General features: G+C 61.9%; 19 protein-coding genes. 15 read left to right on the forward strand and 4 right to left on the reverse strand.

The genetic code is table 11. The annotated features are described in order from the left end of the window. Nucleotides 1–231 precede the first annotated feature (231 nt). From NP945_RS16455 to NP945_RS16475, 5 genes are all read left to right on the forward strand, one after another. On the forward strand, nt 232–1,884 hold the full coding sequence (locus NP945_RS16455) for an ABC transporter substrate-binding protein (protein WP_256746943.1): 1,653 nt from the start codon (nt 232–234) through the stop codon (nt 1,882–1,884). A 226-nt stretch (nt 1,885–2,110) separates the two neighbouring features. Continuing rightward, on the forward strand, nt 2,111–3,145 hold the full coding sequence (locus NP945_RS16460; RefSeq protein WP_027035014.1) for an ABC transporter permease: 1,035 nt from the start codon (nt 2,111–2,113) through the stop codon (nt 3,143–3,145). 12 nt (nt 3,146–3,157) lie between these two features. Then, complete coding sequence (locus NP945_RS16465) at nt 3,158–4,315, forward strand: ABC transporter permease (RefSeq protein WP_127269357.1); 1,158 nt, start codon at nt 3,158–3,160, stop codon at nt 4,313–4,315. 65 nt (nt 4,316–4,380) lie between these two features. Beyond that, the gene (locus NP945_RS16470) at nt 4,381–6,729 is read left to right on the forward strand and encodes an ABC transporter ATP-binding protein (protein ID WP_256746944.1); all 2,349 of its coding nucleotides are present in this window, start codon (nt 4,381–4,383) and stop codon (nt 6,727–6,729) included. A 71-nt stretch (nt 6,730–6,800) separates the two neighbouring features. Continuing rightward, nucleotides 6,801–7,019, forward strand: a complete 219-nt coding sequence (locus tag NP945_RS16475) for a CopG family transcriptional regulator (RefSeq protein WP_127270554.1) — start codon at nt 6,801–6,803, stop codon at nt 7,017–7,019. 392 nt (nt 7,020–7,411) lie between these two features. Here the strand turns inward: NP945_RS16475 and NP945_RS16480 are convergent, their stop codons facing one another. Next, nucleotides 7,412–8,002: a transglycosylase SLT domain-containing protein gene (locus NP945_RS16480; protein ID WP_256746945.1), complete on the reverse strand. Its 591-nt coding sequence runs from the start codon at nt 8,000–8,002 to the stop codon at nt 7,412–7,414. Nucleotides 8,003–8,219: 217 nt separating this feature from the next. Between NP945_RS16480 and NP945_RS16485 the strand changes: the two genes are divergently transcribed. Together NP945_RS16485 and NP945_RS16490 are read left to right on the forward strand one after the other, a co-directional pair. Next, nucleotides 8,220–9,758, forward strand: coding sequence for a trimethylamine methyltransferase family protein (locus NP945_RS16485; RefSeq protein WP_164898724.1), 1,539 nt, complete (start codon nt 8,220–8,222; stop codon nt 9,756–9,758). Nucleotides 9,759–9,815: 57 nt separating this feature from the next. Beyond that, complete coding sequence (locus NP945_RS16490; protein ID WP_256746946.1) at nt 9,816–12,242, forward strand: FAD-dependent oxidoreductase; 2,427 nt, start codon at nt 9,816–9,818, stop codon at nt 12,240–12,242. 110 nt (nt 12,243–12,352) lie between these two features. On the opposite strand, the gene NP945_RS16495 is transcribed toward NP945_RS16490, so the two are convergent. Further along, complete coding sequence (locus NP945_RS16495; protein WP_127270196.1) at nt 12,353–12,745, reverse strand: DoxX family protein; 393 nt, start codon at nt 12,743–12,745, stop codon at nt 12,353–12,355. A 198-nt stretch (nt 12,746–12,943) separates the two neighbouring features. Between NP945_RS16495 and NP945_RS16500 the strand changes: the two genes are divergently transcribed. Then, on the forward strand, nt 12,944–13,432 hold the full coding sequence (locus tag NP945_RS16500) for a hypothetical protein (RefSeq protein ID WP_256746947.1): 489 nt from the start codon (nt 12,944–12,946) through the stop codon (nt 13,430–13,432). Nucleotides 13,433–13,513: 81 nt separating this feature from the next. On the opposite strand, the gene NP945_RS16505 is transcribed toward NP945_RS16500, so the two are convergent. Both NP945_RS16505 and NP945_RS16510 read right to left on the reverse strand, forming a co-directional pair. Further along, nucleotides 13,514–14,290 carry a VOC family protein gene (locus tag NP945_RS16505; protein ID WP_256746948.1) on the reverse strand — a complete coding sequence of 259 codons (777 nt, stop codon included), beginning with the start codon at nt 14,288–14,290 and terminating at the stop codon, nt 13,514–13,516. A gap of 239 nt (nt 14,291–14,529) precedes the next feature. Next, the gene (locus NP945_RS16510) at nt 14,530–15,582 is read right to left on the reverse strand and encodes a hypothetical protein (protein ID WP_256746949.1); all 1,053 of its coding nucleotides are present in this window, start codon (nt 15,580–15,582) and stop codon (nt 14,530–14,532) included. A gap of 166 nt (nt 15,583–15,748) precedes the next feature. Between NP945_RS16510 and NP945_RS16515 the strand changes: the two genes are divergently transcribed. From NP945_RS16515 to NP945_RS16545, 7 genes are all read left to right on the forward strand, one after another. After that, on the forward strand, nt 15,749–16,465 hold the full coding sequence (locus NP945_RS16515) for a gamma-glutamylcyclotransferase (protein ID WP_127270190.1): 717 nt from the start codon (nt 15,749–15,751) through the stop codon (nt 16,463–16,465). Nucleotides 16,466–16,607: 142 nt separating this feature from the next. Then, nucleotides 16,608–17,972, forward strand: a complete 1,365-nt coding sequence (locus NP945_RS16520) for an NAD(P)-dependent oxidoreductase (protein WP_127272618.1) — start codon at nt 16,608–16,610, stop codon at nt 17,970–17,972. A 2-nt stretch (nt 17,973–17,974) separates the two neighbouring features. Continuing rightward, a complete protein-coding gene (gene preA, locus NP945_RS16525; RefSeq protein ID WP_027035003.1) occupies nt 17,975–19,288 on the forward strand; it encodes an NAD-dependent dihydropyrimidine dehydrogenase subunit PreA in 1,314 nt (437 codons plus the stop codon). A 199-nt stretch (nt 19,289–19,487) separates the two neighbouring features. Further along, nucleotides 19,488–19,991 (forward strand): Rrf2 family transcriptional regulator, encoded by a 504-nt coding sequence (locus tag NP945_RS16530; protein ID WP_024501511.1) that lies wholly within the window; start codon nt 19,488–19,490, stop codon nt 19,989–19,991. 42 nt (nt 19,992–20,033) lie between these two features. After that, the gene (locus NP945_RS16535; protein WP_127269912.1) at nt 20,034–20,492 is read left to right on the forward strand and encodes a carboxymuconolactone decarboxylase family protein; all 459 of its coding nucleotides are present in this window, start codon (nt 20,034–20,036) and stop codon (nt 20,490–20,492) included. Nucleotides 20,493–20,554: 62 nt separating this feature from the next. Continuing rightward, nucleotides 20,555–20,932 carry a DoxX family protein gene (locus NP945_RS16540; RefSeq protein WP_127269914.1) on the forward strand — a complete coding sequence of 126 codons (378 nt, stop codon included), beginning with the start codon at nt 20,555–20,557 and terminating at the stop codon, nt 20,930–20,932. Between the two features lie 114 nt (nt 20,933–21,046). Continuing rightward, complete coding sequence (locus NP945_RS16545) at nt 21,047–22,108, forward strand: glycosyltransferase family 4 protein (protein ID WP_127272617.1); 1,062 nt, start codon at nt 21,047–21,049, stop codon at nt 22,106–22,108. Nucleotides 22,109–22,146: the final 38 nt, after the last annotated feature.

Raw genomic sequence — 22,146 nt, forward strand, 5'->3', positions numbered from 1 at the left:
ATTCTGGCGCTGTCCGGGCTGGAGTAAATGTCTCAGTTTAATCGACTATCGAGATTCCAGAAGAATCCGTCGGACAGTAGCAAATTTGCGCCAAGACTGTCGTTATCACGCGAACCGCTCCCCTTTCAAAGTTGCACATTCCCTAACATGTTCTCAATCCACGCCGTCTTTGACATCATGGCCTGGATGCGGAATGTTAAAAGGCGGAAAGCCAACAATGGGAGTTAAGTCATGACAATTTATAAGAGTAATGGCGATCGCGTTCCGGATCACATCCTGGCAATGGCCGAAGAAGCCAAGGCAGGCAAGGTGGACCGTCGCGAATTCCTGGCCATGGCCAGCGTCTTCGGCGCATCGACGGCAATGGCTTACGGCTTGCTCGGCCTCGCCGATCCGACGCCGGCGAAGGCCGAAGAGGTAAAGGGCAAGAAGGGCGGCACGCTGAAGATCGCCCAGTGGATCAAGGATCCCAAGGACCCACGCAAGGCCGACTGGTCGGAAATCGCCAATGCCGAGCGCCAGGCGCTCGAGCCGCTGGTCAAGTACACCTCCGAATACACGTTCCGCCCCTATCTGCTGGAAAGCTGGGACGTCAACGACGATGCCACGCAGTACACGCTGCATGTGCGCAAGGGTGTCACCTGGTCGAATGGCGATGCCTTCACCGCCGATGACGTCATCTTCAACCTGAAGCGCTGGGCCGACAAGAAAGCCGAAGGCAATTCCATGCCCGGCCGTCTCGGCTCGCTGGTCAAGGACGACAAGCTCGACGAAAGCGCCGTGACCAAGCCGGACGACCACACGGTCGTGCTGAAGCTCACCAAGCCGGACATCGCCCTGATTCCGAACATGTGCGACTATCCCGGCCTCATCGTCCACAAGACTTTCGATGAGAAGGGCGGCGACTTCAAGGCCTGCCCGATCGGCACCGGCCCGTTCGAACTCGTCTCCTACGATGTCGGTCAGAAGGTGGTCTACAAGCGCCGCACCGACAACAAGTGGTGGGATGGCGAAGTGTTCCTCGACGGCCTGGAATTCATCGACTACGGCACCGATCCAGCAGCCATGGTCAGCGCTTTCGAAGCCGGCGAAGTGCATACCAATTTCGAGACTTCGGCCGACTACGTGTCGATCCTCGACGGCATGGACCTGGCGAAGTCGGAAATCGTTACCGCGTCGACCATCGTCTGCCGCACCAACGTCAACAACAAGCCCTATGGCGACCAGAAGGTGCGCAACGCGCTGCAGCTTGCGGTCGACAACAATGTCGTCTTGCAGCTCGGCTACGGCAACGCCGGCTCGGTCGCCGAAAACCACCATGTCTGCTCGATCCATCCGGAATATTACGAGCTGCCCAAGGTTGCCCGCGATCCGGCCAAGGCGAAGGCGCTGATGGCGGAAGCCGGCCAGGCCGACTTCGAACACGAGCTGATCACGGTCGACGAAGACTGGCACAAGAACACCGGCGATGCGATCGCCGCCCAGCTGCGCGACGCCGGCATCAAGGTGAAGCGCACCGTTCTGCCGGGTTCGACGTTCTGGAACGACTGGACGAAGTATCCGCTGTCGATGACCAACTGGAACATGCGCCCGCTCGGCGTCCAGGTTCTGGCCATCGCCTATCGCACCGGCGAGGCCTGGAACGAGGCCGGCTGGTCGAATCCGGAATGGGACGCCAAGCTCAATGCGGCGCTCGCCGTTGCCGACGCCGCCAAGCGCAAGGAAATGATGAAGGACATCGAGCAGATTCTGCAGGATTCCGGCATCATGATTCAGCCGTACTGGCGCAAACTCTACAGCCACTCGGTCAAGGCGGTGCAGAACTATAAGATGCACCCGACCTTCGAGCGCGACTACGGCAAGGTCTGGCTCGAACAGGCTTGATCGCATCGACATGGGGGAAGGGGCTCGCTCCCTTCTCCCGCTCTTTGCATCGTCCGTCCCTGTTGGTCCGCGCTTTCTCAAAAAAGTTACGGACTCGCGGGCAAGGCCGTGCAACAAAAACAGGGTTGATCGCATCCGAAGGCCTGTTTGACAGCCAGCCCCGCCGGTCACGGCAGGGTTGGCTTTCATAGCCGGCTCAAACCCCACCCACCGGCAGGGGGCCGCCATGCTTTCCTTCGTTATCAGGCGTCTTGGCACCATGGCATTGACGATGCTGTGCCTGACCATGGTCGTCTTCTTCCTGATCAACCTCGAACCCAATCTGAAGAAGCTGGCGATCAGCCAGACCGAAATGCATACGTCGGCCGAGCAGCTCGAGAGCTGGCTGGTCAACCATGGCTATCGGCAGAACTTCTTCGTCCGCTATGGGCAGTGGCTGGGCGTGGTGCCCAAGCAACCTGTGACAGACCCGGCGACCGGCAAGCCGGCGCAGCGTTTCTCCTTCTGCAACGATCCGCTCGTGCCGACCTTCGCCGGTGTTTTCCAGGGCGATTTCGGCTGCTCGACCAAGTTCAAGGCGACGGTCGCCTCAAAACTGTTTCCGGCACTTGGTGCTACGGGCATCCTGATGTTCTGGGTGCTGGTGGTGATGGTGCCGATCTCGCTGCTGATCGGCATTCTGGCCGGCATGCGCGAGGGGTCGCGAACCGACCGGGTGCTGTCCGTGGCGTCGATCGCCTCGACGGCGACGCCTGAATATGTGTCGGGCGTCATCTTCACCGTCATCTTCGCCTCATGGCTAGGCTGGCTGAACGGCTCGGCGGCTTCGGCCAGCCAGGGCATCACCTTCTATAATTTCACTTTGCCGGTAATGACGCTGGCGATCTACGGCATCGGCTATATTGCGAGGATGACCCGCGCGTCGATGGTCGAAGTGATGACGCAGCAATATATCCGCACTGCCAGGTTGAAGGGTCTTTCCTTCGGCAGCGTCGTGGTCAAACATGCCTTGCGCAACGCGCTGATCGCACCGTTCACCGTCATCATGCTGCAATTCCCATGGCTGCTCACCGGCGTCGTCATCGTCGAGGTGATGTTTCGCTACCAGGGCTTCGGCTACACGCTGGTCGAGGCGGCCGGCAACAACGACATCGACCTTTTGCTCGGCTGCTCGCTGGTCTCGGTGTTCATCGTCCTGATCACGCAGCTCATTTCCGATGTCGGCTACGCATTTCTCAATCCGCGTATCAGAGTTCAGTAGGGAGCGAAGCGGATGCCGGTTCAATATATCAGTGGCTTCACCATCGTTCTCGAAGTGCTGTCGCGCTTCTGGCCGGTCTGGATCGCACTCGTCATCGTCATGGGTGCGAGCTTCACCTACAAGAAGAAGCTGGCGCTCTACGGCCAGCTGTTCGACAGCGGTGTCGGCATCGTCGGCGTCGGCATCTGCCTGTTCTGGCTGTTCACGGCGATCTTCGCCGCGACCATTTCGCCCTTCGACCCGCTGGCCCAGATTCCCATCATGAAGGATGTGCTGCCGGGCGCCGTCGAACCGAAATCGGGGCTGACCTATCTGTTCGGCGGCGACAAGCTGGCGCGCGACGTGTTTTCGCGCATGGTCTATGGCAGCCAGATCGTGTTGATCATCGCGCCTGCGGCAACCGGCTTCGCGCTGATGGTCGGCATCACGCTCGGCCTGCCCGCCGGCTATTACGGCGGCAAGATCGACACCGTGCTGTCGTTCCTGGCCAACCTCGTGCTGGCCTTCCCGGTCATCCTGCTGTTCTATCTTTTGGTGACGCCGGGCATCATGGATACGCCGATCCCCTATGGCATGGCCGGCGTGTTCTTCCTGTTCCCGATCATCTTCTTCAGCGTGCTGTTCTGGACCCGCTACAAGAACCGGCCCGACCGGCTATACATCCTGCTCGGCATCACCCTGATCCTCGGCGGCTGGATCTATGCCGGCCTGGTCTTCGACGCCGATCCGCTGAAGATCGTGCATATCGATCCCAACCAGCTCAATATCTTCGTGGCGGTGGTGTTCGCCTCCAGCCCCGGCGTGTTCCGCATCGTGCGTGGCCTGGTGATGGACATCAAGACGCGCGATTATGTGGCGGCGGCGCAGACGCGCGGTGAATCGCCCTGGTACATCATGCTGTGGGAGATCCTGCCCAATGCGCGGGGGCCACTGATCGTCGACGCCTGCCTGCGCATCGGCTACACCACGATCCTGCTCGGCACGCTCGGTTATTTCGGCCTTGGCCTGGCGCCAGAAAGTCCTGACTGGGGCACCGCGATCAAGGACGCCAGCCGCCTGCTGCGCTCCTTCATCCACCCGGCGTTGCCGCCGACGATCGCACTGATGTCGTTCGTGCTGGGCTTGAACCTGCTCGCCGACTCGCTGCGCGAACAATCGATGAAAGACTGATCTCGGGTTTCGACCCGATGCGCCTGAGAGAAACAGGCCTAGAAGAACCAGGATTGGAGCGACCCATGAACGAGGCAGTTCGAAATCCCGTCACGCCAACCAATGGGCCGGCCAACGCGCCGATCATCGAGATCGAGAACCTGTCGATCTCCTTCTTCACCCGCAAGGGCGAGATCCCGGCCGTCATGGATTTCTCCTGCACCGTCATGCCGGGCGAGGCGATGGGCATCGTCGGCGAATCCGGCTGCGGCAAGTCGACCGTGTCGCTCGGCATCATGCGCGACCTCTCCAACATCGGGAAGATCGTCGGCGGCAAGATCAAGTTCCAGGGCAAGGACATGGGCGAGCTCTCCGACGAGGAGTTGCGCTCAATTCGCGGCAACAAGATCGCGATGATCTACCAGGAGCCGATGGCCAGCCTGAACCCGGCAATGAAAGTCGGGCAGCAGTTGATGGAAGTGCCGCTGATCCACGACAAGGTGTCGAAGGAAGAGGCCTATAAGCGCGCGATCGAAATGGTGCGCTCGGTCAAGCTGCCCGATCCCGAGCGCATGATGCGCTCCTATCCGCACCAGCTTTCGGGCGGCCAGCAGCAGCGTATCGTCATCGCCATGGCGCTGCTGTCGAAGCCGGCGCTGCTTTTGCTCGACGAACCGACGACGGCGCTCGACGTGACGGTGGAGGCCGGCATCGTCGACCTAGTCAAGGGGTTGGGCGAGAAGTTCGGCACGTCGATGATTTTCGTGTCGCACAATCTCGGCCTGATCCTCGAGACCTGCGACCGCATCACTGTGATGTATTCGGGCGAGGCGGTGGAGACCGGCAAGATCAAGGACGTGTTCGACCGGATGCGCCATCCCTATACGCAAGGGCTGTTCCGCTCGATCCCGCTGCCGGGCGCCGACAAGAACTCACGGCCGCTGATCTCGATTCCCGGCCAACTGCCGCTGCCGCACGAGCGGCCCAAGGGCTGCAATTTCGGCCCGCGCTGCCACCATTTCGTCGAGGGCGTCTGCAACGCCGCCGAAATCCCGATGATCGAGGTCGCTGGTCATGAAGGCCATTTCTCGCGCTGCGTGCGCTTCAATGAGATCGATTGGGAGGCGCTGCCGCCCGGCGCCAAGAAGGTCAATGAGCGCGTCGTGCCCGGTGCGCCGGTGCTCAAGATCGAGGACCTCAGAAAATACTACAGGGTCGGCGGCAACGAGGTGTTCGGCTCGAGCGAGGGCCGCGTCGTCAAGGCCAATGAGACGATCTCGTTCATGGCGCGCGAATCCGAGACGGTTGCCATCGTGGGCGAATCCGGCTGCGGAAAGTCGACGCTGGCCAAGGTGCTGCTCGGGCTGGAGACGGCAAGTGCCGGCACGGTGACGCTGGGCAACACGGAAATCCAGTCGACCGGCATCGAGAAACGGAGCGTCGACACGGTGTCGTCGATCCAGATGGTGTTCCAGAATCCGTTCGACACGCTCAATCCCAGCCATTCGGTCGGTTCGCAGATCATCCGCACGCTGGAGAAGTTCAACGTTGGCAAGACGGTTGCCGATCGCCGCAAGCGCATGCTGGAACTGCTCGACCTGGTGAAGCTGCCGCGGGCATTCGAAACCCGCAAGCCGCGCCAGCTATCGGGCGGCCAGAAGCAGCGCATCGGCGTGGCGCGCGCCTTTGCCGGTGACGCCAAGGTGGTGGTGGCCGACGAGCCGGTCTCGGCGCTCGACGTGTCGGTGCAGGCGGCGGTGACCGAACTGCTGATGGACATCCAGCGCAAGAACAAGACGACGATGCTGTTCATCAGCCATGATCTGTCCGTCGTGCGCTACATCGCCGACCGCGTCGTCGTCATGTATCTCGGCTATATCGTCGAGCAAGGCACGACTGATCAGATCTTCGCGCCGCCCTATCACCCCTATACCGAGGCATTGCTGTCGGCGATCCCGATCGCCGACACCAGCGTGGTCAAGCGGCACATCGTGCTGGAAGGCGACATTCCGTCGGCGATGAACCCGCCCTCGGGCTGTCCGTTCCAGACCCGCTGCGGCTACAAGAAGCTGGTGCCGGACAATCTGTGCGAGACCAAGGTGCCCCCGGTCAAGCATCTCGGCGACGGCCATATGAGCCTGTGCTGGCTCTCCGACGACGTGCTGGCCAAGATGGAGCCGGTGATCAAGTTCGACAAGGAACACGCCGCGCACGAAGGCGTGCCGGATGACGCGCCGCACGGCGACGGCCCCGGTTTTGCCGGCACGCCGCCGAAGCGTCCGCGCGGCAAGACGGGCAGCGCGGCAGCCGATGCGGTGGGGCAGGCTGCCGAGGAGGCCGAAGCCGTTTCGAAAGCCCGCCGTCACGAGGTCCGCGACGAGGTTTCGGAAACCGGCCGTTCTCCAAAGCCGGGCAAGCCCAGGAAACCGAACTGACCGGCATCACGCAATTTCATATGCTGCGCCATGTGATGCGTGATGTTTGATGCTTGGAGGGAGGGCGAATTGTGAGAACGACACTTGCAATCGATGACGATGTCCTTCTTGCCGCCAAAGCTATGGCGCGGCAGCAGGATCGCAGTGTGGGCGAAGTCATTTCCGATCTGGTTCGCCGTTCGCTGCGTCCGCCGCAGGCGGGCGGTGAGCGTAACGGCATTCCCTTGCTTTCGTCGCGGCCCGGCGGGCCGATGGTCGATCTCGAAACGGTCAATGCGCTTCGCGACTAGCCGCGCTGGAACAGAGGATCTGACAGGGTTGGGGATCTGTCGGCAGCAAGATGTCTTCCCTCGGTGGACCATCGCTGGCATTCGGGATTGGCTGGAGCCTCCCCAAACTTCGTCATCCTAGGGCGTAGCAGGAGCGAAGCTCCGTCGCGGAGACTCTGGGATCCATGCCGCGACCTCAGCCGAGGGCGCAGCGGAGCACAATTTCTGCCCGCGGCGGCGATTTGAAGTCGCGGCATGGATCCCTTGGGCTGCGGAGCAGCTCCAGGGGTCTGCGCTGCGTCGCTGCGCTCCTTGCTCCGCCCGTGGATGACGAAGCGATGAGCGTTTGCCGCTAGTCGGCAAGGCATGCCGTCCATCAGCGGGTGGTTGAAATGCTCATGCCCGGAATTAGTTCAGTTCCCGCACTCGCTCAGTTGCTGCGCATAATCCCGCGCCATCTTGTCGGTGGCCCGGGCATAGCCCTGCACGCCGCCATCGCCCCGGTTGCCGCGGCCATAGGCGGTCCAGCCGAGGTAGTAGGCGAGGTAGAGATTGTAGGTGTCGTTGCGGGCAACGCCGTACGTGTCGGATGTCTTGGAATGATACCAGCCGACGAAATCGACCGCGTCGGCGAATTTCGTCCGCCGCGCCGCCCAGTTGCCGGTCTCGCGCTGATATTGCGACCAGGTCCCGTCCAGCGCCTGCGAGAAGCCGGTGGCCGACGAGACATGCTTCCACGGAATGAAACCGAGCAGTTTGGTGCGCGGCGGCCGGGCGTTGCTTTTGAAGCCGGATTCCTTGCGAACCGTCGCCATCAGCACGGGAACGGGGATGCCGTATTTCTGCTGGGCGCGCTCGGCGGCTGACTGCCAGTTGTCGAACCAGCCGTCATTCTGGTCGAAGACGGCGCAGACATTGTTGATGTGATTGGGCGGCGTGGCGCAGGCCGAAAGCGCCAGCAGCACGCAAACCGCACCAATTTTACTAAAACTCGAGCTACGCATTGGCGCAGCAATAGGCCGAAATCATAAAGGGAATCTTGCGGCATCCGTTAACGGTTCGCCGGCGCAGTCTCTCAAGGAAATCCAGTATTGATAATCCGACGCACTTCGTCGGTTTTTCTAAACAGACATAGGGGAAATGCCGCCGTGGCTAAAATCACGCCCGCAAACGGCAAATTTCTGACAGCTTGCCCGGTTTGCCGGGGCTTTGATGCCGGGCATGAACGAACCAAGACGCAAACGCGGCGCCGAGCGCACCAGCAACAGGGGCCCGTCGGCCATCCCGCAACTGCCGCTCAGGCGGGTGACAAATCCCTATCCGCCAATGGCCATGCTGTCGCCCGACCAGATCGAGCAGATCCATCAGGCGTCGATGCACATATTGGAGAATTTCGGCATCGAGGTGATGAGCCCGCGGGCGCTGTCGCTGTTCGAGAAGGCTGGCGCCAGGGTCGATCATGCATCGGCGAATGTCCGCATCGATCGCGGCCTGATCGAAGACGTGCTGAAGACCACGCAGTCCAGCTATGTGTTGACGCCGCGCAATCCGGCCAACGCGGTTCATCTGGGCGGCAACACCATCAATTTCACGCTGGTTGCCGGGCCGCCGAATGTGCACGATATGGAGCGCGGCCGCCGTGCCGGCAATTTGCGCGACTATTCGGATCTGACCCGGTTGGCGCAGCATTTCAACTGCATCCACATGCTCGGCAACCAGGTCTGCGCACCGGTGGAGCTGCCGGCAAACTCCCGCCATCTCGACACCTACTTCACCAATCTGACGCTGACCGACAAGAGTTTCCATGTCTCGGCTATCGGCCGGGGCAGGGCGCTTGACGGCATCGAGATGATGGCGATTTCGCGCGGGCTGACGCTCGACCAGATGCGCGACGATCCCGGCATCACCACGATCATCTCGGTCAACTCGCCGCGCCGCTTCGACGAGATGATGGCCGAGGGCCTGATGACCATGGCCGAGTTCGGCCAGTCGGTGGCGGTGACGCCGTTCACGCTGATGGGGGCGATGAGCCCGGTGACGCTGGCCGGCGCGCTGGCGCAGCAGAATGCCGAGGCGCTGTTCGGCGTCGTACTGACCCAGCTTGTCCGTCCGGGCGCGCCGGTCATGTATGGCGCCTTCACCTCCAATGTCGACATGAAGTCGGGCGCGCCGGCCTTCGGCACGCCTGAGAACACCAAGGCCAACATCGCTTCGGGGCAACTGGCGCGGCGCTACGGGCTGCCCTACCGCACGACGCCGGGCTCGGCCTCCAACGCCGCCGATGCGCAGGGCGCCTATGAGACGCTGATGGCGCTGTGGGGTGCGGTGCTCGGCCATGGCAACCTCGTCTACCACGCCGCCGGCTGGCAGGAGGGCGGGCTGACGGCGTCGTTCGAAAAACTCATCATCGATGTCGAGATGATCCAGCACATGATGGAGTTCTTGCGCCCGATCGAGGTCAACGAGGCCGAGCTTGCCGTCGAGGCTTTAGGCGCGGTGCCGACCGGCGGCCATTTCTTCGGTGAGCCGCACACGCTGGAGCGCTACGCCACCGCCTTCTATCAGCCGATGCTGTCCAACTGGCAGAATTACGAGGCGTGGCAGGAAGCCGGCGGGCTCGACGCCACTGCGCGCGCGACGCGGCTGTGGAAGAAGGCGCTGGAAGACTATGTCGAGCCGGTGATGGATATCGCCGTGCGCGAGGCGCTGGAGGCTTACATGGCCAGGCGCAAGGAAGCGATCGGGCAGGGCGAGCCGTGATGCCTCCCAGCTTGAATCCACTCACCCATCCAACTCATTGATAACAGAGCAAAACTCATGAAATCGCATGCAAAGGTCGTGATCATTGGCGGCGGTGTCGTCGGGTGCTCCGTGCTGTTCCATCTCGCCCGCCACGGCTGGACCGATGTTGTCCTGCTGGAGCGCGACGAATTGACGTCCGGCTCGACCTGGCACGCGGCCGGCGGCATGCACACCATCAACGGCGACCCCAACGTCGCCAAGCTGCAGAAATACACGATCAACCTCTACAAGGAGATCGAGGAGCTTTCCGGCCAGGCGACCGGCGTGCATCTGACCGGTGGCGTGCTTTTGGCGGCAACCGAGGCGCGGCTGGACTGGCTGCGCGGTGTCGTCGCCAAGGGCCGTTATCTCGGCATCGAGCTCGAGGAGATCTCGCCCAACGAAGCGGCCGAACTGATGCCGCTGCTCGATCCCAAGCAGTTCGTCGGCGCGGTCAGGAACAAGGAGGACGGCCATCTCGATCCCTCAGGCGTCACCCATGCCTATGCCAAGGCCGCGCGGAAACTTGGGGCGGAAGTGGAGCGCTTCACCAAGGTCGAGGACATCGTGCGGCGGCCCGACGGGCTATGGCGCGTCATCACCAACAAGGGCGAGGTGGTGGCCGAGCATGTCGTCAATGCCGGCGGCCTGTGGGCGCGCGAGGTCGGCCGCATGGTTGGTCTCGAACTGCCTGTGCTGGCCATGGAGCACATGTACCTGATCACCGAGGACATGCCTGAGGTCGCCGCCTGGAATGCCAAGACCGGCACCGAGATCATCCACGCGGTCGATTTCGACGGCGAGCTTTACCTGCGCCAGGAGCGCGGCGGCATGCTGATGGGCACCTATGAGAAGGCCAACAAGCCGTGGTCCGAATACCAGACGCCATGGAATTTCGGCCATGAATTGCTGGAGCCGGACATCGACCGCATCGCGCCGTCGCTGGAGGTCGGCTTCCGCCATTTCCCCGCCTTCCAGAACACCGGCATCAAGCAGATCATCAACGGCCCCTTCACTTTCGCCCCTGACGGCAACCCGCTGGTCGGGCCGGTGCGCGGCCTGCCGGGCTTCTGGGTCGCCTGCGGTGTCATGGCCGGTTTTTCGCAAGGCGGCGGCGTCGGCCTTGCTTTGTCGAACTGGATGATCGAGGGCGATCCCGGCGCCGATATCTGGGCGATGGATGTCGCGCGCTACGGCGACTGGGCGACGATGGCCTATACCAACGCCAAGGTGCGCGAGAATTATTCCAGGCGCTTTTCGATCCGCTTCCCCAATGAGGAGCTGCCCGCCGGGCGGCCGCTGAAGACGACGCCGATCTATGATCTGCTGTCTGCCAAGGGTGCGCAATGGGGCGTTGCCTATGGGCTGGAAGTGCCGCTGTGGTACGCGCCGGAAGGCGTCAAGGACGAGTTCTCGTGGCGCCGCTCGAGCGACTTCACACAGGTCGCCAAGGAGGTCGCGACGGTTCGTGACAGTGTCGGCCTGTCCGAGATTTCGAGCTTCGCCAAATACAAGGTGACGGGTGAGGGAGCGGCCGCCTGGCTCGACCGGATGCTTACCTGCAAACTGCCGAAACCCGGCCGCATGACGCTGGCGCCGATGCTGAAGCAGGACGGCAGGCTGATCGGCGACTTCACGCTGGCCAATCTGGGGGAGGATGGCTGGTTCCTCGCCGGCTCCGGCATCGCCGAGCAATACCACATGCGCTGGTTCGAGAAGCACCTGCCTGACGATGGATCGGTCCGCATCGAAGCGCTGGGCGCGAGGCTCACCGGTCTGTCGATCGCCGGCCCGAAGGCGCGGGATGTGCTGGCAAAGGCCACGCGCTCGGATGTCTCCAACGCGGCATTTTCCTTCATGGCCATTGGCCGGATGGATATCGGCATGGCGCCGTGCCTGGTCGGCCGTGTGAGCTATACCGGCGATCTCGGCTACGAAATCTGGGTGGCGCCGGAATACCAGCGCGCCGCCTATCAAGCGCTGATGGCGGCGGGCGAGGAATTCGGCATCGGCCTCTTCGGCTCGCGCGCGCTCAATGCGCTGCGGCTGGACAAGAATTACGGCTCATGGGGGCGCGAGTACCGGCCGATCTACGGGCCGCTGGAAGCGGGGCTCGACCGCTTTGTTGCTTACGGCAAGGACGCCGATTTCATCGGCAAGGCCGCGGCGCTGGCCGAGCGCAGGCAGGGCGGCAAATTGCGCCTGCGCGCCTTTATCGTCGATGCCGACGATGCCGATGTCATTGGCGACGAGCCGATCTGGTTCGATGGCGCCGTGCGCGGTTGGGTGACGTCGGGCGGCTATGCGCATCATTCGAAGAAATCCGTCGCCGTCGGCTATGTGCCGAAGGAGATCGCAGATGAGAGCGACGGCTTCGAAATCGAGCTGCTGGGCAAGCGTCATGCGGCGCGCATTCAGGCGGTGCCGCTTTTCGACGCCAATTTCGAACGGATGCGTGCCTGAAGCGCTTCGGCTTCGCCGATGCGCTTCAGATTCCTGTTTGTGCATGTCGTGTCCCAAAACCGCTGGGCACTTTGGGCGACATGCACTAGTCACGCCCCTTCTTCTGGGCGTCAGGCGCTGCGGCGGTTGTCCAGCGCGAAGGCGCCGGCGCCGGCAAACACCAGATAGAGGAAGATGAAGCAGAAAGAGATCGCCGAATCGCCGCCATTGTTGACCGGGAAGAAGTCGCGCGGCATGTGCGCCATGAAATAGGCGATCGCCATTTCGCCGGCCAGAAGGAAGGCTACGGGCCGCGTGAACAGGCCGAGCGCCAGCAGGATGCCGCCGGCGAATTCGAGGATGCCGGCGGTCATGGTCAGCCCGGAAAGGGCGTGGGGATCGGCGCTGACGGGGAAGTTGAACAGTTTCTGGCTGCCATGCTCGATGAACTGCAGCGCGGTCATGATGCGCAACACGCCGAGCGCCTGCGGCTGGTATCTGGAGAGGCTTTCGAAAAGCTTCATAATGACTCCATTTTCAATCCGCCCGGCCATAGATTATCGCCCAGGAATGACCATTCACTTCGCATGGCCTGCCGTCAACAATCGGTGATTGGGAATGTTCCCAATTGCCATTAAATTTTTCTCGCCAAGGTTGCATTGATATCTCTATGGTTGTATTGATGCGTGTACAACAATCCTGAATGTGTGGGGGCCTTTGCCATGAAAAAAGTCGTCATCGGTCTGTTCGCGATCCTCGCAGGCACCAGCTTCGCCATAGCCGAGGACGCCGGCTGTGAGGCGTTCAAGTGGCCGGTGACGCGGGAGCAGACCCTGTTTGCCGCAGCACCGGCAACGCCGTCCGGGGCGGCGCTGGCGGTTGGTGCGGCTGCGGACCTGGCGCTGGTGCCGGTAGAGAAAGCCGGTTTTGCGGTAGCGCCCGAACGTGCGCCGGCATCGGACACGTTTGGCGCCGTTGCCAGCGTGGAGGTGCCGTCCGAGGGGGCCATCCAGATCAGTCTCTCGGGCGAGGCCTGGATCGATGTCATCCAGGATGGCCAGGCCATCAAGTCGGCGGGCTATAGTGGCGTGAAAACATGCCCTGGCATCCGCAAGAGCGTGCGCTTCAAGCTTGCACCCGGCCCGGCCACCGTCCAGTTCAGCGGCGCAAAAAAGGCAGAGCTGAAGGTCGCGGTGCTGGCGCCGGAATGAGACGGCGCCAGGCAGGGGTAGAGGCCTTCACCGGTGGTTCGATGAAGGCCGGCGCTTTGTTTCCGCGATGTTCGATCGCGGTCAGCGGACCGGCGCCATCAAGGCGAAATGCGCGCCTTGCGGGTCCTGGCATTGGACGATCCAGCTGCCGCCGGGGACCTCCATCGGCCCCATCAGGATCTTGCCGCCATTGTCGGTGACCCGTTTGGCCGCTGCGTCGATGGCCGCAACGTTGAAGTAGAATTGCCAGACCGGCACCGGGATCTGCTCCGGCTTGTTCATGATGCCGCCGCCGGATTCCGGGCCGGCCGTAAAGGTCTGGTAAGTGCCCATCGGACCCATGTCGAAATCGCCGGCGTCGATCCAGCCGAACTGCTCGAAATAGAAATCGAACGCGGCTTTCCAGTCGCTCGTATAAAGCTCGTGCCAGCCGATGTGGCCCGGCGTGCCGGCCGGCACGACAGGCTGGTCGGGACCGTTCGGCTGCAGGAACATGAAGGTCGCGCCTTGCGGATCGGCGACGACGGCAAAGCGGCCGACGCCCGGAATGTCGTCGGGCTGCCGGTGAACGGTGCCGCCGGCTTTCTCCAGCGATGCCGTGGCGGCGTCGACATCCCTGGTGTGGATATAGCCAAGCCAGGCAGGCGGCATGCCCATCTTGGCGGCATCCTCGGGCAAGGTCATCAGGCCGCCGACGCCACGTTCGCCGACATTCATGACGACATAGCGCGGCATGCCGGGCACCTTGTCGAAGGGCTGCGCCGTCCAGCCGACCACTCGGGTGTAGAACGCTTCGGCGGCGTCGAGGTCTGACGTCATCAATTCGTACCAGAAGAAGGGCATCGGGGTTTTTGGCATTTTCGGTCTCCTCACCTTTCATACGTGATCGTCGTCCATCATAGGACGATCCTCACGACGGAAATCCGACACCGCCCGGACAATAATGGTCGAACGCAACAAGCGATCCTGGGTTGCGTCGCCCGCAACAAGCGAGCATGTCGAAGGTGCCTGCATGGCGCGCAATGCGCTGACATCGACTGTTGGGCGGGCGTATGACGAGCAAGTCGTCATCCGTTTCGATGCCCACCCGTTATCCCTTACGTCCCCGGTGCTTGTCTCAAAGCCGCGGCGACATCATCTGGCGTTAATTTGGAGAGCATCTCCATGACCTGCGGATTACCTAGGATCTTTGCGAACATCGCAGCCATCTTGCGAAACTCGGGTATCTGCGGATTCTTCAGAAAGCGATGGTTAGTGAGCGACTCGAGTATACTGTCGGCACGCTCTAGCATGTCGAGCGACGCGGCCTCGGTTGTAATGTCGCCGAAATCATTGCCGAACGCTGTGAAAATTTCGTGGCGCAGGGTCTGCAAAGAGCGAGCCTGTTCATTGATGGCGGAAATAGCACCAGCTTGGGATGGACCGGGAATTTCTTTGACTACACCGGCAACTGTTGCCAAGAGATAGACTGCCGCGTCGCTGCCGTCAGCGGCTATAAGAATAACATTTTTCAAGTCTTCATCGGTCATAGACCGCTTCCAATTCGGATTTAAGTTAGGATTGCTGGCGGCTCTAGATCTGTCATAAACCATCTTTAGCGCGGTCCTAACTACCGAGCCGGATTCGCCGCACACCGTCATCATCTGGTCAAATGATCTACTTAAAGTGAGCACGTGCCGGAAATTGATTACGATCTTATTGGCCCAGCAATATCTAACTAGTTTCGTTTTGCAGTGCATCATTTCCGAAATAATAATCGCACCGATGCGCTGCTGTTCAGCCTGTGCTCGAATCTTTAGAAAGCATTGATGAGCGTAACCACCCATTCCGTCCAAACTGCACAACGTCAACGGATAGGTGTGTTGCTGTTCACCTTGGATGCTCGCCGTGTGGACGTACTCAAGCAGTGCGTAAGCGATTGTTTTGCCGTCACGCTCTGCGATAACGAGTCGTGTCGGGTTCGGTGACACCACCCACCCATCGGCGGCGACGTCACGTTTGTAGACCTCGATCAAATCAGTCCGCGCTTTCTCGGCATTGGCCGCATCAACGCTGCGGAACGTTACGCCACCTTGACTCGTGTACATAGGATGCTGCGCTGGGAACGGTAGCGTTGCCAGATCGATCTTCTTCCGTTTCGCTTCGCCCATTTATACAATCCATTCCCAAGTGACGGCTGTCGAAAATTTTTCGATGTCGCGTTCGACTTTGGGATAACTATTAAAGGCTTACTGCGATTTCAGATAGGCCGCGCAAGCCGTATGCTGGTGCGCTTTTGCCGTTCGATTTCTCTGCGGTGATGAGGGGTTGTCGTTCATGCGCTTGATGTCGCTCACGCCCGAGCTTGTCGCACTGTGCCATCGGGAGGAGGCCGATCCCGGCCCGGACCCGAGCTGGACAGACATGAACGACGAGGACTTTCGAGACCTTGCCTTGCGGCTGTCCAATGAAGCCGATGAGGGGCCGCTATGGGTGTTCGCTTATGGGTCGCTGATCTGGAAGCCGGAATTCGAGTCGGTCGAGCAACAGCTCGCCACGGCCTTTGGCTGGCACCGCTCTTTCTGCCTCGACATGGTGCGTTGGCGGGGCAGTGCCGAGCAGCCTGGGTTGATGATGGCGCTCGAACGGGGCGGACGCTGCAACGGCGTGATCTATCGCTTGCCGGAGGGCGAAAAGCCGGCGCAGGTCGAAAGGCTGCTGCGGCGCGAAATCAGCGACCACGAAAGCATCGAGACGGTCCGGTGGCTGCCGGTGCATACGCCGCAAGGCACGCTGCGCGCGCTCGGCTTCTGGGTCGGCGTGAAGGGCAGGGGAACGTCGCTGAACCAGCCGTTGGACAGAGTGGCGAGCGTGCTGGCCAGAGCCTGCGGGCATATCGGATCCGGCGCCGAATATCTCTACAACACGGTCAGCCACCTCGAGGCGTTCGGCATCCATGACCGCAATCTGTGGCGACTGCAGCAGCTGGTCGCAGAGGAGGTCAAGACCATTCATGGCTGTAAGCTTGAACCCGGCCATTCGCTCGCACTGTGAAAGCAGCCTCGGCCTCCGATAACATGAGTAAAAAAATCATGTTATTATCCAGCCTTTTCAGAGACTTGCGCCGAAAATTGACCAATTGATAAAAAAATAAAACGTGCTAGCCTTCCTCAAAAGAAAACATGGGGAACTGACGATGCCAGAAGGCCAATTCAGGGAAGGCATTGCGGGCGGCAGGCTCTCGGCCGACCAGTATGCGGATAATTTTTCCGACCTGCATCCGCCGCTCGATCACCACGAGGCGCTGGTCGAATCCGATCGCTGTTATTTCTGCTACGACGCGCCGTGCATGAACGCATGCCCGACCTCGATCGACATTCCACTGTTCATCCGCCAGATCTCGACCGGCAATCCGATCGGTTCGGCCAAGACCATCTTCGACCAGAACATATTGGGCGGCATGTGCGCCCGCGTCTGCCCGACCGAAACGCTGTGCGAAGAAGTCTGCGTGCGCGAAGTGGCGGAAGGCAAGCCGGTGCAGATCGGCCGCCTGCAGCGCTATGCCACCGACGTCGCCATGAGCGAGAACAAACAGTTCTACCCGCGCGCCGAGCCGACCGGCAAGACTGTCGCCGTGGTCGGCGCCGGGCCGGCCGGCCTTGCCGCCGCGCACCGGCTCGCCCGCCACGGCCATGACGTGACCATTCTGGAGGCGCGCGCGAAAGCCGGTGGCCTCAACGAATACGGCATCGCCGCCTACAAGAGTGTCGACGATTTCGCCCAGGCCGAAGTCGATTATGTGACCGCGATCGGCGGCATCGACATCCAGAACGGCAAGGCCCTCGGCCGCGACTATCAGCTGTCGGATCTGATCCGCAATTACGATGCGGTGTTTCTCGGCATGGGCCTTGGCGGCGTCAATGCGCTGCGTGCCGATGGCGAGGACGCCGACGGCGTCATCAACGCGGTCGAGTTCATTGCCGAACTGCGCCAGGCCAGCGACCTTTCCGGCCTGCCGGTTGGCCGCCGCGTCGTCGTCATCGGTGGCGGCATGACGGCGATCGACGCGGCCGTGCAGTCGAAATTGCTCGGCGCCGAGGAGGTGACGATCTGCTACCGGCGCGGCCAGGAGCACATGAATGCGTCCGAGTTCGAGCAGGATCTGGCCGCCGCCAATGGCGTCACCATCCGCCACTGGCTGCAGCCGAAGCGGGTGATCGCCGAGGGCGGCAAAGTGTCGGGCATCGAACTCGAATACACCGCCATGAACGGCGACAGGCTTGCCGGCACCGGCGAGACCCTGACGCTCGTTGCCGACCAGGTGTTCAAGGCGATCGGACAGAGTTTTGTGCCGGCAGCCCTCAACGGCAGCGGTGCGTCGATCGATCTCGAAGCCGGCCGCATCAAGGTGGATGCGGAAGGGCGTACGTCGCTTGCCAGGGTCTGGGCCGGCGGCGACTGCATCTTCGGTGGCGACGACCTCACCGTCTCGGCGGTCGCGCAGGGGCGCGACGCTGCGGAGAGCATCAACCGGGCACTGACCTCGAACGGGAGGGCATGAGCATGGCAGATATCAGAAACAATTTCGTCGGCATCAAGTCGCCCAATCCGTTCTGGCTTGCCTCGGCGCCGCCGACCGACAAGGCCTACAACGTCATCCGCGCCTTCAAGGCCGGCTGGGGCGGCGTGGTGTGGAAGACGCTCGGCGAGGAAGGCCCGCCGGTGGTCAACGTCAACGGCCCGCGCTATGGCGCGATCTGGGGCGCCGACCGCCGCCTGCTCGGCCTCAACAACATCGAGTTGATCACCGACCGCGACCTGCAGGTCAATTTGCGCGAGATCAAGCAGGTCAAGAAGGACTGGCCCGACCGCGCCATCGTCGTCTCGCTGATGGTGCCTTGCGTCGAGGAGGCCTGGAAGGCGATCCTGCCGGTGGTCGAGGAGACCGAAGCCGACGGCATCGAGCTGAATTTCGGCTGCCCGCACGGCATGTCGGAGCGCGGCATGGGCGCGGCTGTCGGCCAAGTGCCGGAATATATCGAAATGGTGGTGCGCTGGTGCAAGCAGAACACCCGCATGCCCGTCATCACCAAGCTGACGCCCAACATCACCGATGTGCGCAAGCCCGCACGGGCGGCACATGCCGGCGGCACCGATGCGGTGTCGCTGATCAACACCATCAATTCAATCACCGGTGTCGACCTCGACAGCTTCGCGCCGCAGCCGACAATCGACGGCAAGGGCTCGCATGGCGGCTATTGCGGCCCGGCGGTGAAGCCGATCGCCATGAACATGGTGGCCGAGATCGCGCGCGATCCAGAAACCCGCGGCCTGCCGATCTCCGGCATCGGCGGCATCACCACCTGGCGTGACGCGGCCGAATTCATGGCGCTCGGCGCCGGCAATGTGCAGGTGTGCACGGCGGCGATGACCTATGGCTTCAAAATCGTGCAGGAAATGATCGCGGGCCTCGAAAACTGGATGGACGAGAAGGGGCACGCCTCGCTCAACGACATCGTCGGCCGCGCCACGCCCAATGTGACCGATTGGCAGTATCTCAATCTGAACTACGTCGCCAAGGCGCGTATCGACCAGGATGCCTGCATCAAATGCGGCCGCTGCCACATCGCCTGCGAGGACACTTCGCACCAGGCGATCACCAGCATGGTCGACGGCGTCAGGCACTTCGAGGTGATCGAGGCCGAATGCGTCGGCTGTAATCTCTGCGTCAATGTCTGCCCGGTCGAGAACTGCATCACCATGGAGCCGCTGGCAGCCGGCGTGATGGACCAGCGCACCGGCAGGCCGGTATCGCCCGTCTATGCCAACTGGACGACGCACCCGAACAACCCGATGGCCAAGGTGGCAGCGGAATAGGGACACGTCACGAGAAGAGCGCCGAGGGCGCAGCAGCTTCTCTTCCCCCCCGTATAGTGACGGGGAGAAAGACGCTGTCATCGCCGATTTCGCCAATCACCAACGTATTCCTTTTTCGAAAGCGGACGACTCTGCATTTTCCTATTGCAGATAAGAATTATCCACGATAATATATATCCATGATAAAGGAGCCGATCCAATGAAACTGGGCGAGGGCGTTGAGGCAGCCATCCATTGCGCTGCCACGCTGGCGAGTGTGGAGGGGAACAGCACCATGCCTGGCGCTGCTCTCGCCGAGGCCTTTGGCCTGTCGCCTAGCTATCTGCTGAAGCATCTCAACATGCTGAGCGCCGCGCGCATCCTGGAATCGGTGCCCGGGCCTGCCGGTGGCTATCGGCTGGCGCGGCCGGCCGAGCGCATCACGCTGCTCGACATCGTGCTGGCCGTCGAGGGCCGCGAGCCGGCCTTCCGTTGCGGCGAGATACGCCAGCGCGGTCCGGTGAAGCTCGATGCTTCAGCCTATGTCAAACCCTGCGGCATCAACGCGGCGATGCTGAAGGCCGAGCGCGCCTATCGCGCCGCGCTCGCCGAGACCAAGCTGTCCGATATCGTGGCCACCTATGCGGCAGAAGGCGATCCCAGGTCACTTGCCGCGAGCTGCGCCTTCGTCGAGCGCCACCAGCGGCCGCAGAAATCCAGTTAACCCCGCCGACCCAAACCCAGGCAGATTTGAAAGGACAAGAAGATGAAACAGAGGCTGCAATTTTTCGCCAAGGCGCCGGAGATCATGAAGGCCGTGTCGGCGCTCAACAAGGCGGTGGACGAATGCGGGCTCGAGGTGAGCCTGCTGCACCTGATCAAACTCAGAGCGTCGCAGATCAATGGCTGCTCGTACTGCGTCGAGATGCATAGCCGCGAGGCGAGGCGCGACGGCGAGACCGAGCAGCGGCTCTACCTGGTTTCAGCCTGGAAGGAATCGCCGCTGTTTTCCGAGCGCGAACGCGCCGCCTTGGCCTGGACCGAGGCCGTCACCCTGATCGCCAACAATGGCGTGCCGGACGAGCTCTATGCAAAGACGCTCGAGCATTTCTCGGAAGAGGAATTGGTCAAGCTGTCCGTTGCGCTCGGCATGATCAACACCTGGAACCGGCTGTGCATTCCGTTCCAGGCCATTCACCCGATGCCGGCGGCCAAGGCCGCCTGATTGTCCATTTATGTTGGGAGCGCCGTCGAAAGACGGCGCTCCACTTTCCAAGGGAGCGTTTGATGCCTGCCGATTTGCCTTCAACCTTGTTGTTTCTCGCTCGCCTGTTGCTCGGCGGCGCCTTCGTCTTCGCCGGCCTGCGCAACATCCAGAACGCGGCCTTCCTGACCCAGATGATGGCTGCGCGCGGCGTGCCGCAGGCAAGATTGGCGCTGTGGCTCGGCATCGTGCTTCAGATCGCCGCCGGCGTGCTGGTCATCGCAGGATTGTGGACGGCACTCGCGGCCGCGGTGCTGCTGGTGTTCCTGATCGTTGCCACGCCGATGTTCCACAATTTTTGGGACCATCAGGGCCCGGATCGTGCGTCCCGCATCAATGGCTTCGTCGGCAATGTCGCCCTGAGCGGTGGCTTTCTGACCCTGATCGCGCAATCCGTTTGACGCACAGTTGCATGCCGACTGCGGCCTCTGGTGCCGACGGCTCGATCATAAAATCGGAACCAATCGAGGCGTTGACGCATTTCACACCTGCATGCCCAGCATCCAGGATGGAATATGAAAATCGCCCATGTCGCGCCGCTTTATGAATCGGTGCCGCCAAGGCTCTATGGCGGCACCGAGCGCATCGTCTCGTATCTAACCGAAGCGCTGGTCGATCTGGGCCATGAGGTGACGCTGTTCGCCAGTGGCGACAGCCAGACTTCCGCGACGCTGGTAGCCAGCCGGGAACGCGCGCTGCGCCTCGATCCGCGTCCGCTCAAATCCGAGATCGCTGCGCATCTTTCGATGCTTGCTCAGGTGAGGGACCGGGCGTCGGAGTTCGATGTCATCCACTTCCACCTCAGCCATTTCCTGCACTTTTCCTTCTTCGAGGATCTCGCCGACCGCACGGTGACGACGCCGCATGGCAGGCTGGATTATGTGGACCTGGCGCCGGCCTATGAACGGTTTCCGCGTTTTCCCCTGATTTCCATTTCGCACAGCCAGAAGGCGGGCCTTGCCAAGGCCAATTGGCTGGCGACGATCCATCACGGGCTGCCGACCACTCTCTACGAACCGACTTTCGAGACGACGGCGGAAGAACCCTACCTTGCCTTCCTCGGCCGGTTCTCACGCGACAAGCGCCCGGACCGCGCCATCGAGATCGCCTTGCGGTCGGGGCTCAAGCTGAAGCTTGCGGCAAAGATCGGCGACGACGACCGCGCCTATTTCCACGAGGTGGTCGAACCGTTGATCGACGGCGATCGCATCGTCTATGTCGGCGAGATCGAGGAGGACCAGAAGGCGGAATTTCTCGGCAAGGCGGCCGGCCTGCTGTTCCCGATCGACTGGCCGGAGCCGTTCGGGCTCGCCGCCATCGAGGCCATGGCCTGCGGTACGCCGGTGATCGCCTGGAATTGCGGTGCGCTGCCCGAGATCATCGATCAAGGCGTGACCGGTTTCATCGCTGACACGCTGGATGGAGCGGTCGCCGCGGTGCCTGCTTTGCTGCAGCTCGACAGGCGCAAGGTGAGGGCCGTTTTTGAAAAGCGTTTTTCCGCTCGAAGAATGGCCGGCGACTATCTGGCCGCCTATGCGGGCCTGATCGGCGTCCCGAGCGCGGCGAAGGCGTCTTGAGCAGCGACGTGCTCGAGCCACGGCAACGAAACAACAGG

The sequence above is a fragment of the Mesorhizobium sp. LMG17149 genome (genome assembly GCF_024518695.1).
Classification (GTDB): Bacteria; Pseudomonadota; Alphaproteobacteria; order Rhizobiales; family Rhizobiaceae; genus Mesorhizobium.

Excerpts from the sequence above, each read along its gene's own strand:
- NP945_RS16455 (WP_256746943.1), top strand. The coding sequence starts at position 232 with ATGACAATTTATAAGAGTAATGGCGATCGCGTTCCGGATCACATCCTG.
- NP945_RS16460 (WP_027035014.1), top strand. The coding sequence starts at position 2,111 with ATGCTTTCCTTCGTTATCAGGCGTCTTGGCACCATGGCATTGACGATG.
- NP945_RS16465 (WP_127269357.1), top strand. The coding sequence starts at position 3,158 with ATGCCGGTTCAATATATCAGTGGCTTCACCATCGTTCTCGAAGTGCTG.
- NP945_RS16470 (WP_256746944.1), top strand. The coding sequence starts at position 4,381 with ATGAACGAGGCAGTTCGAAATCCCGTCACGCCAACCAATGGGCCGGCC.
- NP945_RS16480 (WP_256746945.1), bottom strand. The coding sequence starts at position 8,002 with ATGCGTAGCTCGAGTTTTAGTAAAATTGGTGCGGTTTGCGTGCTGCTG.
- NP945_RS16485 (WP_164898724.1), top strand. The coding sequence starts at position 8,220 with ATGAACGAACCAAGACGCAAACGCGGCGCCGAGCGCACCAGCAACAGG.
- NP945_RS16490 (WP_256746946.1), top strand. The coding sequence starts at position 9,816 with ATGAAATCGCATGCAAAGGTCGTGATCATTGGCGGCGGTGTCGTCGGG.
- NP945_RS16495 (WP_127270196.1), bottom strand. The coding sequence starts at position 12,745 with ATGAAGCTTTTCGAAAGCCTCTCCAGATACCAGCCGCAGGCGCTCGGC.
- NP945_RS16500 (WP_256746947.1), top strand. The coding sequence starts at position 12,944 with ATGAAAAAAGTCGTCATCGGTCTGTTCGCGATCCTCGCAGGCACCAGC.
- NP945_RS16505 (WP_256746948.1), bottom strand. The coding sequence starts at position 14,290 with ATGCCAAAAACCCCGATGCCCTTCTTCTGGTACGAATTGATGACGTCA.
- NP945_RS16510 (WP_256746949.1), bottom strand. The coding sequence starts at position 15,582 with ATGGGCGAAGCGAAACGGAAGAAGATCGATCTGGCAACGCTACCGTTC.
- NP945_RS16515 (WP_127270190.1), top strand. The coding sequence starts at position 15,749 with ATGCGCTTGATGTCGCTCACGCCCGAGCTTGTCGCACTGTGCCATCGG.
- NP945_RS16520 (WP_127272618.1), top strand. The coding sequence starts at position 16,608 with ATGCCAGAAGGCCAATTCAGGGAAGGCATTGCGGGCGGCAGGCTCTCG.
- preA (WP_027035003.1), top strand. The coding sequence starts at position 17,975 with ATGGCAGATATCAGAAACAATTTCGTCGGCATCAAGTCGCCCAATCCG.
- NP945_RS16530 (WP_024501511.1), top strand. The coding sequence starts at position 19,488 with ATGAAACTGGGCGAGGGCGTTGAGGCAGCCATCCATTGCGCTGCCACG.
- NP945_RS16535 (WP_127269912.1), top strand. The coding sequence starts at position 20,034 with ATGAAACAGAGGCTGCAATTTTTCGCCAAGGCGCCGGAGATCATGAAG.
- NP945_RS16540 (WP_127269914.1), top strand. The coding sequence starts at position 20,555 with ATGCCTGCCGATTTGCCTTCAACCTTGTTGTTTCTCGCTCGCCTGTTG.
- NP945_RS16545 (WP_127272617.1), top strand. The coding sequence starts at position 21,047 with ATGAAAATCGCCCATGTCGCGCCGCTTTATGAATCGGTGCCGCCAAGG.